Here is a 12,038-nt window from a genome sequence, read left to right on the forward strand (position 1 = left end):
AGACGGGTGCCTGCCCCGGTCGCTGCCCGGACCGGGAGTCCTGGGGCCTGTCCGGCGGATCCCGCCGGGGAAGGGGGTGCTGGCGTCAGATGCCCATGCCGATGCCGCCGCCGACCGGGAGGACGGCGCCGGTGATGTAACTGGCCTCCTCGCTGGCCAGGAAGCGCACGGCGGCGGCCACCTCGCGGTCGGTGCCGGGGCGGCCGAGCGGGGTCATCTTCATGGTGTCGCGCATCCGGCGGTCGGACAGCGACTTGGTCATGTCGGTTTCGATGATGCCGGGGGCGACGAGGTTGACGGTGATCCCGCGCGGCCCCAACTCCCAGGCCAGCGACCGGGCGAAGCCCAGCAGCGCGGTCTTGGTGGCCGCGTAGTTGGTCTGGCCGGGGGAGCCGAGGAAGCCGAGCGCGGAGGAGAGCAGCACGATCCGGCCGCGCCGCTCGGCGAGCATGGTGGCGGCCGCGGCGCGCACCGTCCGGAACACGCCCCGCAGGTTGACGTCCAGCACCTCGTCGAAGGCCTTGTCGTCCATCCGCAGCAGCAGGGTGTCGCGGGTGATGCCGGCGTTGGCGACCAGCACCTCGACCGGGCCCTGCTCGCGGGCGACGGTCTCCAGCGCCTCCTCCACCGAGGTCTGGTCGGTGACCTCGCAGCGCACGCCGAGGAAGCCCTCGGGGACGTCGCCCCCGCGGTGGCCGACCGCGACCCGGTCGCCGTCGGCCGCCATCGCGCGGGCCACCGCCAGTCCGATGCCGCGGTTGGCGCCGGTGATGAAGACGGAGCGTGACATGGTTCGTGTGTCGCCTTTCGTGGGGGGTGGTCGTTCGCCGCGGTGGAGCCCTTCCGGGCGGCGCACCGCCCGTGGAACGGTCAGCGCACCGCCCGTGGAACGGTCAGCGCTCCGGGGCCTGGACGAGCAGGCAGGACCAGGTGAACCCGGCGCCCGCGCTGAACACCAGGGCGGCCTCGCCGGGGGCCAGCACGTCCGCGTCCAGCAGGTCCGCGAGGCCGGCCACCGCGTCGCCGGCGCCCAGGTGGCCGGTGGCGCGGCCGAAGTCCAGCGGCTCGGCGGAGGTCTCCTCGGCGAGGATGGCGAGCCAGGACTCCTGGAGGGTCTTGCGGCCGAAGCGGGGCAGCACCGCGTAGCGCAGCCGGGGGTCGCGCGGGTGCATCCCGGCGCCGTCCAGGGCGTCGGCGATGATCGTGCGGATGCTGCGCCGGTTGACCTCGACGAACCGCTCGTTGCCGTGTTCGCGCAGGTAGGCGCGCTTGGTGACGCGCATGTCGACCCGGTCGCGCACCCCGCGGGAGACCGGTGCGAAGGGGTCGACGCCGCGGTGCATGGCCTCCAGCTCGGCGGCGGCGGTGCTGGCCGTCGAGCGCAGCAGCAGCCCGTCCTCGGTGTCCGCGCCGGGGCCGCTGAGCACGACCGCCGTCCCGCCGTCGCCGTAGGCCACCCCGTAGTCGCTGGCCCAGCGGTCGAAGCCGGGCGCGGTGAAGCGGTCGGCGGTGGTGACCAGGGCGCGCCGGGGCGTGCCCGCGGGGCCGGCCGCGGTCAGGTACGTCGAGGCGAGCTGGACGGCGGTGCTGCCGCCGTTGCACACCTGCTGGATGCCGATGGGCAGGGCGCGGTCGGCGCCGATCCGGTGCGCGATGTAGTGGGCGGGCGACCACAGGTCGTGCCCCTGGTAGTACATGCTCGCGTGGAAGGTCAGGTCGAGCTCCTTGGGCTCGATGCCGACCGTGTCCAGCGCCTTGCGCGCGGCGGCCACCGCCATGTCGGGCGCCGTCTCCTCGACGGCGGCGGGGACGTCCTCGTGCCCGAGGTCCCGGGCGTGGCGCGGCGTCAGCCGGCCCTCCTGGACCGCGCACTCGACGCGGTCGCGCTCCTCGGGAAGCCACAGCGCCGCGGCCGTAATGGCCACCGGTTCCGCGAGCCTCATCCCTCGACCTCCTTGCTGGCGTGCGCTCTCCGGGCTCTTCCCGGCCAAGTCTGCGGAGGGCGGATAGAAACGGGTTAAAAGCAGCCGTCGGCCGTCGGCCAGAACGGCCCGAATTCGCTGTTCCGGACCATGCCACCTTCGACACACGGCCGCCTGCAACTATTGACGGGTTGCTCCTCCACCTCCCGCTGGATTCGAATGTCGGGGAACGCGCCGAACGGCCGTCGGGAAACCGGCAGCCGGTAATTCCACGGCAATGGCGTCCAATTCGAGGGGAAGAAGAACATGAGCAGCAGCGCACTTCCGGGCGAAATTCGGGAGAAGATCCGCGAAATCGTCGCCGAGGTACTCGAAGCGGACATCACCGACCTCAACGACGAAAAGAGCTTCGTCGACGACCTCGACGCCGACTCGCTCCTGGTGATCGAGATCATCTCGCGCTTCGAGCGTGACCTGCGGATCAAGATCCCCAAGGACGACCTGTCCGAGCTGGACACCCTGCCCGAGGCGTACGAGCTGGTCGGCAAGCACTACGTTCCGGAGGCCGTGGGTGCCTGACAGGGCTTCCCGGCGGGTCGTCGTCACCGGGCTCGGGGCCGTCAGCGGCCTCGGGCTCGGGACCGGGGCGCTGATCGAGGGCATCCGGCAGGGCCGGAGCGGGATCGGCCCCGCGGAGCAGTTCGACCCGACCGGCTTCGAGCACACCCTGGCCGGTGAGGTCCGCGGCTTCGACCCGGCGGAGCACCTGCACCGCACCGCCCCCGAGCGGTGGGGGCGCAGCGGTCAACTCGCCGCCGCCGCAGGCCGGATGGCCGTCGCCGACGCCGGTCTGGACGGCCCGGCGGCGCTCCCGGACGGGGGCGTCAGCTGCTTCGGCACGACCAACGGCGAGTCGCAGGCGGTCGAGCACGCGGTGGCCCGGTGGGTCGCCGAGGGGCCCGGCGCCCTGGAGCCGGCGCAGGTCGGCCGCACCGAGCCGGGCAACATCGCCAGCGCGGTCTCGGCCGAGCTGGGCCTCACCGGCGAGGCCGTCACCTTCGGCACGGCGTGCGCCGCCGGCAACTACGCCATCGGCTACGCCTACGACCTGATCCGCGCCGGCGAGGCCGACTTCGCGGTCTGCGGCGGCGCGGACGCCTCCAACCGGGCGACCCACGCGGGCTTCCACGCGCTCGGCGCGCTCGCCGAGACCGTGCCGCGCCCCTTCGACGAGCACCGCGACGGCATCGTCACCGCCGAGGGCGGGGCGGCGCTCGTCCTGGAACCGCTCGACGAGGCGCTGCGGCGCGGCGCCCGGATCTACGCCGAGGTGCTCGGCTACGGCATGACCTGCGACGCCAAGCACATGACCAACCCGAACGCCGCGACCATCGCCGAGTGCGTGCGCATCGCGCACGCCAACGCGGGCGTCACGCCGGGGGACGTCGACTACATCTGCGCGCACGGCACCGGCACCCGGGCCAACGACGTCACCGAGGTGGGCGCCGTGCGGGAGGTGTTCGGGGCGGCCCTGCCCCCGATCAGCTCCATCAAGTCGATGCTGGGGCACACCATGGGCGCGGCCGCGGCCTTCGGCGCCCTGGTCTCCTGCGCCGCCCTGCACGAGGGGTTCCTGCCGCCGAGCGCGACGCTGCGCACGGTGGACCCGGCCCTGGGCGAGGTGGACGTCGTCCCCGGCACCGCCCGGGCCGCCGCGCCCCGCGTGGTGCAGAACCACGGCTTCGCCTTCGGCGGCAACAACGCGGTCCTCCTGCTAGGGAAGGTCGAGGCATGACCGGATCCACTCTGCTCGCACCGGCGGCGTCCGCCCGCCCGGCCGCCCGGGAGGAGGGCGGGGCGCCGGCGGTCGCGCCGGTCGACATCCTCGGCCACGGCGTGTTCAGCGCCGCCGGGTTCGGCCCGGAGGCGATCGCCGCCGCGCAGTCCCGGCCGTCGGCCCCGGCCGGGGCGCACGGCGATGCGCAGGACGGGGTACCGGCCGAGCTGCCGGGCGAGGGCTGGCCCGAGCTGGCCGTCCGCCCGGTGACCGGCTTCGACCCGGTCGCCGTCCTCGGCCGCAAGGGCCTGTCCCGGCTCTCCCGCACCGACCAGCTGGTGATGGCGGCCTGCACGCTCGCCGCCGACGCGGTGGCCGCGCCGGCGGCACAGGCCCGGACCGGCCTCGTGCTCGGCACCACCGTGGGCAGCTCCGGCGCCCAGGAGGTGTTCTTCCGGGACACCTTCGTGCAGGAGTACCCCTACCTGGTCAACCCGTCGGCCTTCCCCGGCACGCTGATGAACTCGGCGGCCGGCAAGACCGCCATCCGGCTCGGCCTCACCGGCGTCAACGCGACCGTCTCCGGCGGCCCGCTGGCCGCCCTGCACGCGCTGCGCTACGCCCGGACGGCACTGGTCAACGGCCACGCCGACCGGCTGCTCGCGGGCGGCGTCGAGGAGCTGTCCGCGGCGTCCGCCTGGGCCTGGCGGCAGAGCGGCGCGCTGCACCCGGCGGCCGCCCTCGGCGAGGGCTGCGGGATCTTCGTGCTGGAGCGCGCGGGCGCGGCCGGTGCGGGCCGGGGCGTCCTCGGGCAGCTGCTCGCCTGTGAGACCGGCTACGCGGACCCGGTCACCGAGGGCCCGCTCGGGGTGGCCGGCCGGCTCGCCGCCGTGGTGCGCCGGGCGCTGCGCCGCAGCGGCCTGCCGGCCGACGAACCGGTGGCCGTCGCGCCCGGGGCGGCGGCCCGGCGGGGCTGGTCCGCGGTCGAGCGCCGCGCCCTGCGCACGGCCCTCGGCGCCGTTCCGGCGGACCGGCTGGTCCGCACCGGGGCCCTGTTCGGCGAGACGTACGGGGCGTCCGTCGCCCTGCAACTGGCGGCCGTCCTGGCCCGCTGGCAGTCCGGCGCGGCCGCACCGGGCGAGCGCGCGGCCGTGCTCACCGCGGTCGGCCCGGACGGGTCCGTCGGCGCCGCGGTGATCGCCCGGCCCGACCCGCGCTGAGCCCCGCCCGCGCCGAGCCCGACCCGCGCCGAGCCCGACCCGCGCCCCGCCTGTGCCGAGCCCGCGCCCGCCCACCGCACCGATCTGGAGAGAACTCATGGAAAGCACGTCCCTGCTCGCCCCGCCGGACCAGGACGGCGACGCGCCGGCCCCGCTGGCGTACGAGCAGACCGTCCCCCGCAGCCTGGTGCACCGTTGGTCGCTGTCCGAGGTGTTCCTGACCGGATCGCGGGCGACGGACGACCGGCGGTTCGAGGCCGCCGCCCAACTCCCGCTGTCCCACGGGTACTTCCGGGACCACCCGGGCCGCCTCGACCACCACGACGTGCTGCTGGTGCTGGAGGCGTGCCGGCAGTCCGTCACCGCCGCCGCCCACCTCCACCAGGGCGTCCCGGCCGCCACCACCTTCATGGTGACTTCCTGGTCCCTGGAGGTCGCCGACCGGGACGCGCTGGCCTGCGGCACCCGCCCCGGCGAGCTGGCCATCGCCGGCGACGTCACCGGCCGCCACGTGCGCGGCGGGCGGCTGCGCCGGCTGGAGTTCGCGATGGATCTCGGCCTGGACGGCCGCCCGCTCGGCCACCTCACCATGGACGTCCGCGCGACCGCGACCGACCAGTACCACAACCTGCGCTACATGCAGCGCGGCAGCGAGGTCCCGACCGCCTTCGGCCTGCCCGCCGACCCGCTGGGCGAGCCGGTCGACCCCCGCGCGGTGCACCGCCTCGACCCGGTGAACGCCGTCCTCGACGACGTCCGCCGCGAGGACACCCGGCTGACCGCCGTGCTCAGCCCGCGCACCTTCCGCAACCGCAGCATGTACGACCACCCGTACGACCACGTCCCGGCCATGGTCTTCAGCGAGGCCGCCCGCCAGAGCGCCCTGCTGCTCGCCGACGGCGCGGAGGGCGCGGGCCGGGTGCTGCGCCTGGAAGGCTCCTTCGACCGCTTCGCCGAACTGGACCAGACCGTGCGGCTCACCGCCGCCCCGGACCCGGACCGCGGCGCCACCTCCTACCTGATGCGGGCGGTGCAGGGCGAAGAGGCCGTGGCCTCCGTCTCCGTCACCCTCGGCTGACCCCCTCCCACCACCCCTCCCGGAAGGCACATCATGTCCCACCTGTCCATGGTCTGGTTCGACTTCGGCGGCGTGCTCTCCCCGCCGCTGGAGCGCATCTACGAGGCCTACGAGGTCAAGACCGGCATCACCCCCCGTCAGCTCAAGGCCGCCATCAAGGGCGTCGCCGACGAGATGGGCCTGCCCACCATGGCGCCCGTCGAGGTCGGCGTGATCAGCGAGCCCGAGTGGGGCCGCCGGCTGGCCCGGGTGCTGGCCGAGCAGAACCCCGGCATCGACCTCTCCCGGGCCGAGCTGGAGACCTTCGGCCGCCAGTGGTTCGACGGCGTCCGGGCCAACCCGGTGATGGTCCGGGCGTACCGCTACCTCCAGGAGAACGGGGTGCGCACCGGCATCCTGTCCAACAACGTCACCGAGTGGGGCCCGTACTGGAAGGCGATCATCGCCCCGGTCGGCGAGGTCGACGTGCTGATCGACTCCTCCGAGGTCGGCCACCGCAAGCCGGACCCGGAGATCTTCGAGATCGCCGCCAAGACCGCCGACGTCGCCCCGGTCGAGTGCCTGCTCATCGACGACGTCGAGGAGAACCTCGCGGCCGCCCGCGCCCAGGGCTGGAAGACGGTGCTCTTCCGGGACGACGAGCAGACCCTCGCCGACCTGCGCGAAGCGACCGGCCTGGCCGGCCTGACCGACCTGCTCTGAACCCGGCCGTACCGGACCTCCAGGAGGAGCCACCCGCATGACCACCTCACTCGACGCGTCCGTCTCGGTCACGGACATCCCGGGCCTCGACCCGACCCCGCTGTACACGCCGGTGCCCGAGCGCTCGGCCGGCGGTCTGCCCCAGATCGCCCTGCCCAGCGGCCACCGGGCGGTGCACCTGACCCGCTACGCGGACGTCCACAAGGTGCTCACCGACCCGACCTTCGGCCGGACCGAGACCAATGTCGAGGGCGGCCCGACCTTCTTCCCGACCACCCTGCCGCCCGAGATGCTGATCAACCTCGACGGCCAGGACCACTCCCGGCTGCGCCGGTTCGTCACCGCGGACTACAGCGCCAACGCGGTCGCCAAGTTGCGTCCGTACCTGGACGACGCGATCACCCGCAGCTTCGCCGAGCTGCGCGCCCAGGAGCGGCCCGATCTGTACACCGCCGTCCTGGACCGGGTGCCGATCGAGCTGACCTGCCACTTCCTGGGCATCCCGGTGGAGGACGTGGCGTACTTCCGCCCGCACTCGCGCACCATCCAGATGGCGCTGCACGACGACGTCCCGCAGCTGGTGGAGGACTTCTTCACCGCGTACAACTACGTCGCGGACATGGTCGCCGGGAAGCGCCCGTACGTCCCGGGCGGCCTGATCGAGAAGTTCATCCAGGGCCGGAACGAGACCGAGCCGCCGCTGGAGGACAAGGAGCTCGTCGGCATCATCTTCACCGCCGTGGTGTCGGTGGACCAGAACGTGCTGTCGGTGCTCGCCAAGGCCGCCCACGCGCTGCTCAGCGCGCCGAGCCTGTGGCAGCGGGCGGTGGCCGAGCCGGAGATCGTGCCGCAGATGGTCGAGGAGATCATCCGGTTGGTCCCGCTGGGCCGGATGTCCACCTTCCCGCGGGTCGCCCACCGCGAGGTGGTGACCTCCGAGGGCACCATCCAGGTCGGCGACATCGTGTACCCGGACGCCTTCCTGGGCAACCGCGATCCCGAGGTGTACGAGCACCCGCTGGTCATCGACCCGGACCGCAAGGGCAAGCGGCACCTCCAGTTCGGCTACGGCATGCACCACTGCCTCGGCGCCGCGCTGGCCCGGCTGGAGATCGGCGACATCCTCACCCGGCTGGTGCGCGAGTTCCCGGACCTGCGGCTGGACGGCGACCCGGCCGACCTGGCCTGGGACGAGGGGGCGCTGCTGCGCCGCCCGACCACGCTGCCGGTGCGCTGGTAGCGGTACACAGCCCGCGGGGGGCGCACCCCTCCCGCGTCCGGCACCCGGGCCCCGCCTGCTGGCAGGCGGGGCCCGGGTGCGTCCCCCGCCGGTACGCCGGGGGGAGCACGGGGTGCCACCCGGCATGTTCCTTTGGACGTATCCGGGGTGGCACCTGAGGAGCAGTTCCATTGAGTCCCGCGGCCCGGGACGGATATTTTCGAAGAGCGCCGGCCGGGGGGCCGGGCGAGATCCCGACCGTCGCGCGGGAATCACGGGGGAGACATGTCGGACGTCATGCGTGTCGATGTTCTGGGAACACTGGAATTCCGGTTCGCCGGGCGTGAATTCGCCCTCCGCGGGCCGAAACTGCGGAAAGTGCTGGCGCTGCTCGCACTCCGCGCGAACGAGGACGTGAATATCGACGTGCTGGCCCACGAACTGTGGGGCGAGAACCAGCCCGCCACCGCCGTGATGACCGTCCGGACGCACATCTACCACCTGCGCAAGTGGTTCGCCGCCCTCCCGCTCGCCCAGGAGCACAAACCGCACATCGCCAGCCAGCCGTACGGCTACCGGCTGGAGGTTCCGGAGGACGGCGTCGACGCCACGGCCTTCCGGCTGCTCTGCGCCCGCGGGCAGGACCTGCTGGACGCCGGCCAGGTGGACGGCGCCGCCGACCTCTTCGGCCGGGCGCTCGCGCTCTGGCGCGGTCCGGTCCTCGCCGACGTGCGGCACGGCGCCGTGATCGAGCAACTCGCCGCCGAACTGGGCGGGTTGCGCGAGCGGGTGATCGAGCACCGGCTGGAGGCGGAGCTCGGCCGGGGCCGCCACCGGGACGTCGTCGACGAACTGCGGGTCCTGGTCGCGGCCCAGCCCTTCAACGAGTGGCGGCACGCCCAGCTGATCCGCGCCCTGCACGGCTCGGGCCGGCGGGCCGAGGCGCTCGGGGCCTACCAGTCGCTGCGCACCCTGCTCAACCGCGAACTGGGCGTGGAGCCCTCCGGCGACGTCCAGCGGCTGCGCGGCGAGATCCTCCGAGGAGTCGCATGACTCCCGGTCAGGAAGGACGTGACAGGCATGATCGAGGAACTGCTGTCGGAGCCGGTCGCCGGCGCCGACTCGTTCGACACCGTGCAGGACACCGCGCTCTTCCCCGAGGAGGAGGCGTGGGCCGCGCCGATGGCCACCGCCCGGAGGGCCAAGTTCACCACGATCCGGGACTGCGCCCGTCAGGGCATGGTCCGGCTCGGCCTGCCGCCCGCCCCGATCCTGCGCGGCCCGGCCGGCGAGCCGGTCTGGCCCAGCGGGCTCACCGGCAGCATGACCCACACCCGCGGGTACCACGCCGCGGCGGTCGCCCCCTCGCGCAACATCCTGGCGATCGGCGTCGACGCGGAGCCGAACCAGCGGCTGCGGAACGCGGACATGCTGCCGCTGGTGTCGCTCGCGGCGGAGCGGGCGTGGGTCGAGGCGCTGCTCGTCCGGCGGCCCGAAGTGAGCTGGGACCGGCTGCTGTTCAGCGCCAAGGAGTCGGTCTACAAGGCCTGCTTCCCGGTGGTCGGGCCGCTGGGCTTCGACGACGCGCTGGTCACCGTCGACCCGCTGGCCGGCACCTTCCGGGCCAGGGTCAGACTCCCCGGGCCCGGCGGGCGCGGCTCCCGGTCGACCCGGCTCATGGGCCGGTGGCTCGCCCGGGACGGTCTGATCCTGACCGCGATGGTGCTGCGGCGCCCGCGTCGGCGTCGTCCTTCGCCGTTCCCGCCGCAGGTGCGGGGTTTCGGCTGATCAGCTCCAGCAGTCCGGGGAAGCGCTCCTCCAGGTCCTCCCGGCGCAGGTGCGCCTTTCTACTGTTCCCGCGGTTGATCTGTTGGACCAGCCCGGATTCGCGCAGCACCCGGAAGTGGTGGCTGAGCGTGGACTTGGACACCCCGAGTCCGAACGACAGGCAGGTCCGCTCGGTGCCGTCCGGCAGCTCCAGGAACTCCTGGATCACCTTGTAGCGCAAGGGATCCGACAAGGCGTTCAGGATCACCGGCAGCTCCATCTCGTCCCGGCTCGGGTGGCCTTCCGCGTCAACCATCTCTCTCCGTCTCCCTGTCGCTCGTTGGCCACCGCCAGGGGCCAGGTTGCACTTGCATCGTACCTCCGCTCCGTGCCAATCTTAGGTTCGATAAGAGCCGAACCTGAGGTTCGGAGCCCTCCTAAACGGGAGCTTCCCCCAACCATGGCTGCACAGACCGAATCCCCCCTGATCGGGGAAGACGCCGGATCCCAGGCGTCAGGGCCCCAGCGGCAGACGTTGATCCTGGTCGCCGTCCTGCTGGCCGTCTTCGTCGTCCCCACGTCCATCTCCGGCACTGGTGTGGCGCTGCCGTACATCGGCTCCGACCTCGACGCCGGCCTGGTGCCGCTCCAGTGGGTCGTCAACGCCTTCAACGTGGCGTTCGCCTGCTTCACCCTCGCCTGGGGCTCCATCGCCGACATCATCGGCCGCGTCCGCGCCTTCGCCGTCGGCGCCACGATCTACGCCGTCGCCTCGCTGGTCAGCGTGTTCGCCGGCAACGTGATCCTGCTGGACGCCGCCCGCGCCCTCGCCGGCATCGGCGGCGCCGCGATCTTCTCCTGCGGCGCGGCACTGCTCTCCACCGTCTTCGAAGGCCCCGCCCGCGGCCGGGCGTTCGCCCTCTTCGGCACTGTCGCCGGCATCGGCGTCTCCTTCGGCCCGTCGCTGTCCGGCGCGCTGATCGAGAGCGCCGGCTGGCGCTGGGTGTTCGCGATCCACGTGATCGTGCTGGCCCTCGTCCTGCTCGCCGTCCCGACCATGGGCCGCGCCGTCCAGGAGACCCGCAACGAGGGTGCTCGCGTCGACGTCCTCGGCTCCGCCCTGTTCATCCTCGCCATGCTGCTGCTCACCACCGGCATCGCGCAGGGTTCGCAGTGGGGCTGGGCCAGCCCGGGCGTGCTCGGCCTGTTCGTCGGCACCGTCGTCGCCCTCGTCGTCTTCGCCGCGGTGGAGAAGCGCAAGGAGCACCCGATGCTCGACCTGAGCATCGTCACCAACCGCCGCTTCATGGCGCTCTGCCTGGTGCCGGTGGCCGGCTCCTTCGGCTTCGTCACCATGCTGACCTACCTGCCCAGCTACCTCACCGCGGCCGGCGGCTACTCCAGCGGCAAGGCCGGTGTGATCATGCTGCTGCTCACCGTCCCGATGCTGGTCTTCCCGCTGGTCGCCGCCAAGCTGGTCGCCAAGGGCGTCTCCGCGATGGGCATCATCTACCTGAGCCTGGTCTTCCTGGTGGTCGGCGCCGGCGGCCTGGAGCTGTTCCAGCCCGACGTCAACCTCGGGCTGGTCGCCCTGCCGATGCTGATCACCGGCGCCGGCTACGCCCTCGCGGCCGGCCTCGTCGACGGCCAGGCCCTGGAACTCGTCGCCCCCGAGCGCGCCGGCATGGCCGCCGGTTTCCTCAACACCATGCGCCTCGGCAGCGAGGCCATCGCGGTGGCCGTCTACGGCTCGCTGCTCGCCACCGTCATCACCAACAAGACCCAGGACAGCCTGGCCGGTTACCCCGGCGCCGGTGACCCGGCGACCGTCGCCGGCACCGTCGCCAGCGGCAACATCAGCGGCCCGGCCGAGGCCGTCGCCGAGGCGCAGCGCGGCAGCTTCACCGACCTCCTGGTCAACGCCTACGACGGCGCCTTCCACACCGTCCTGTGGGTGCTCGGCGGCATCTGCCTGGCGCTGCTGGTGCTCATCGCCGCGCTGCTGAGCGGCCGCAAGAACACCCCGGCCCAGGCCGACTGACCCCGCGGCCGCTCCCGAGCGGTAACCGCGGCCCCCGACACGGTCGGGAGGCGCCAACCCCCGAGGCGCCTCCCGGCCGGCTCGCAGCCGGCCAGGGCGACTGTCGGACCCGTCCGAGTCCGACCCGATCCGCAACGTATGGAGAACAGCCATGACTGGCACCGCGCAGCAGGCCTCGGCCTCCGCCACCGGTGTGCCCAAGCCGGTCCGCAAGCTGGACCGCGTGATCATTCGTTTTGCCGGTGATTCCGGTGACGGTATGCAGTTGACGGGTGACCGTTTCACGTCGGAGACGGCGTCGTTCGGTAATGA

Annotated in this window: 13 protein-coding genes; 10 read left to right on the forward strand and 3 right to left on the reverse strand. The window is 73.2% G+C overall.

The annotated features are described in order from the left end of the window. Positions 1–85 precede the first annotated feature (85 nt). Both ABTY15_RS15240 and ABTY15_RS15245 read right to left on the reverse strand, forming a co-directional pair. On the reverse strand, positions 86–790 hold the full coding sequence (locus tag ABTY15_RS15240) for an SDR family oxidoreductase (protein WP_350583309.1): 705 nt from the start codon (positions 788–790) through the stop codon (positions 86–88). A 103-nt stretch (positions 791–893) separates the two neighbouring features. Continuing rightward, complete coding sequence (locus tag ABTY15_RS15245) at positions 894–1,943, reverse strand: ketoacyl-ACP synthase III family protein (RefSeq protein ID WP_350583315.1); 1,050 nt, start codon at positions 1,941–1,943, stop codon at positions 894–896. Positions 1,944–2,228: 285 nt separating this feature from the next. Between ABTY15_RS15245 and ABTY15_RS15250 the strand changes: the two genes are divergently transcribed. The 8 genes from ABTY15_RS15250 (at position 2,229) to ABTY15_RS15285 (ending at position 9,706) form a co-directional block, all read left to right on the forward strand. Then, positions 2,229–2,501, forward strand: coding sequence for an acyl carrier protein (locus ABTY15_RS15250; protein ID WP_350583327.1), 273 nt, complete (start codon positions 2,229–2,231; stop codon positions 2,499–2,501). Then, the gene (locus ABTY15_RS15255; RefSeq protein WP_350583333.1) at positions 2,494–3,717 is read left to right on the forward strand and encodes a beta-ketoacyl-[acyl-carrier-protein] synthase family protein; all 1,224 of its coding nucleotides are present in this window, start codon (positions 2,494–2,496) and stop codon (positions 3,715–3,717) included. Before ABTY15_RS15250 ends, ABTY15_RS15255 begins: the two co-directional genes overlap by 8 nt. Beyond that, the gene (locus ABTY15_RS15260; protein ID WP_350583341.1) at positions 3,714–4,919 is read left to right on the forward strand and encodes a beta-ketoacyl synthase N-terminal-like domain-containing protein; all 1,206 of its coding nucleotides are present in this window, start codon (positions 3,714–3,716) and stop codon (positions 4,917–4,919) included. The genes ABTY15_RS15255 and ABTY15_RS15260 overlap by 4 nt, the downstream gene beginning before the upstream one ends. A 97-nt stretch (positions 4,920–5,016) precedes the next feature. Further along, a complete protein-coding gene (locus ABTY15_RS15265; RefSeq protein ID WP_350583354.1) occupies positions 5,017–5,997 on the forward strand; it encodes an AfsA-related hotdog domain-containing protein in 981 nt (326 codons plus the stop codon). A gap of 33 nt (positions 5,998–6,030) precedes the next feature. Next, the gene (locus tag ABTY15_RS15270; RefSeq protein WP_350583363.1) at positions 6,031–6,699 is read left to right on the forward strand and encodes an HAD family hydrolase; all 669 of its coding nucleotides are present in this window, start codon (positions 6,031–6,033) and stop codon (positions 6,697–6,699) included. Positions 6,700–6,736: 37 nt separating this feature from the next. Beyond that, a complete protein-coding gene (locus tag ABTY15_RS15275; protein ID WP_350583376.1) occupies positions 6,737–7,939 on the forward strand; it encodes a cytochrome P450 in 1,203 nt (400 codons plus the stop codon). Positions 7,940–8,215: 276 nt separating this feature from the next. Beyond that, positions 8,216–8,971, forward strand: coding sequence for an AfsR/SARP family transcriptional regulator (locus ABTY15_RS15280; protein ID WP_350583395.1), 756 nt, complete (start codon positions 8,216–8,218; stop codon positions 8,969–8,971). 27 nt (positions 8,972–8,998) lie between these two features. Beyond that, positions 8,999–9,706 carry a 4'-phosphopantetheinyl transferase family protein gene (locus ABTY15_RS15285; RefSeq protein WP_350583533.1) on the forward strand — a complete coding sequence of 236 codons (708 nt, stop codon included), beginning with the start codon at positions 8,999–9,001 and terminating at the stop codon, positions 9,704–9,706. On the opposite strand, the gene ABTY15_RS15290 is transcribed toward ABTY15_RS15285, so the two are convergent. Continuing rightward, complete coding sequence (locus tag ABTY15_RS15290; protein ID WP_350583542.1) at positions 9,594–10,001, reverse strand: ArsR/SmtB family transcription factor; 408 nt, start codon at positions 9,999–10,001, stop codon at positions 9,594–9,596. The genes ABTY15_RS15285 and ABTY15_RS15290 overlap by 113 nt on opposite strands. A gap of 144 nt (positions 10,002–10,145) precedes the next feature. Here ABTY15_RS15290 and ABTY15_RS15295 point away from each other — a divergent pair, with 144 nt between their 5' ends. Both ABTY15_RS15295 and ABTY15_RS15300 read left to right on the forward strand, forming a co-directional pair. Further along, on the forward strand, positions 10,146–11,726 hold the full coding sequence (locus tag ABTY15_RS15295; RefSeq protein ID WP_350583550.1) for an MFS transporter: 1,581 nt from the start codon (positions 10,146–10,148) through the stop codon (positions 11,724–11,726). A 127-nt stretch (positions 11,727–11,853) separates the two neighbouring features. Beyond that, the coding region (locus ABTY15_RS15300) for a hypothetical protein (RefSeq protein ID WP_350583557.1) at positions 11,854–12,038 on the forward strand (185 nt) is incomplete at its 3' end.

This window comes from Kitasatospora sp. NPDC097643, from assembly GCF_040302625.1.
Taxonomy (GTDB): Bacteria; Actinomycetota; Actinomycetes; order Streptomycetales; family Streptomycetaceae; genus Kitasatospora.

Excerpts from the sequence above, each read along its gene's own strand:
- ABTY15_RS15240 (WP_350583309.1), bottom strand. The coding sequence starts at position 790 with ATGTCACGCTCCGTCTTCATCACCGGCGCCAACCGCGGCATCGGACTG.
- ABTY15_RS15245 (WP_350583315.1), bottom strand. The coding sequence starts at position 1,943 with ATGAGGCTCGCGGAACCGGTGGCCATTACGGCCGCGGCGCTGTGGCTT.
- ABTY15_RS15250 (WP_350583327.1), top strand. The coding sequence starts at position 2,229 with ATGAGCAGCAGCGCACTTCCGGGCGAAATTCGGGAGAAGATCCGCGAA.
- ABTY15_RS15260 (WP_350583341.1), top strand. The coding sequence starts at position 3,714 with ATGACCGGATCCACTCTGCTCGCACCGGCGGCGTCCGCCCGCCCGGCC.
- ABTY15_RS15265 (WP_350583354.1), top strand. The coding sequence starts at position 5,017 with ATGGAAAGCACGTCCCTGCTCGCCCCGCCGGACCAGGACGGCGACGCG.
- ABTY15_RS15270 (WP_350583363.1), top strand. The coding sequence starts at position 6,031 with ATGTCCCACCTGTCCATGGTCTGGTTCGACTTCGGCGGCGTGCTCTCC.
- ABTY15_RS15275 (WP_350583376.1), top strand. The coding sequence starts at position 6,737 with ATGACCACCTCACTCGACGCGTCCGTCTCGGTCACGGACATCCCGGGC.
- ABTY15_RS15280 (WP_350583395.1), top strand. The coding sequence starts at position 8,216 with ATGCGTGTCGATGTTCTGGGAACACTGGAATTCCGGTTCGCCGGGCGT.
- ABTY15_RS15285 (WP_350583533.1), top strand. The coding sequence starts at position 8,999 with ATGATCGAGGAACTGCTGTCGGAGCCGGTCGCCGGCGCCGACTCGTTC.
- ABTY15_RS15290 (WP_350583542.1), bottom strand. The coding sequence starts at position 10,001 with ATGGTTGACGCGGAAGGCCACCCGAGCCGGGACGAGATGGAGCTGCCG.
- ABTY15_RS15295 (WP_350583550.1), top strand. The coding sequence starts at position 10,146 with ATGGCTGCACAGACCGAATCCCCCCTGATCGGGGAAGACGCCGGATCC.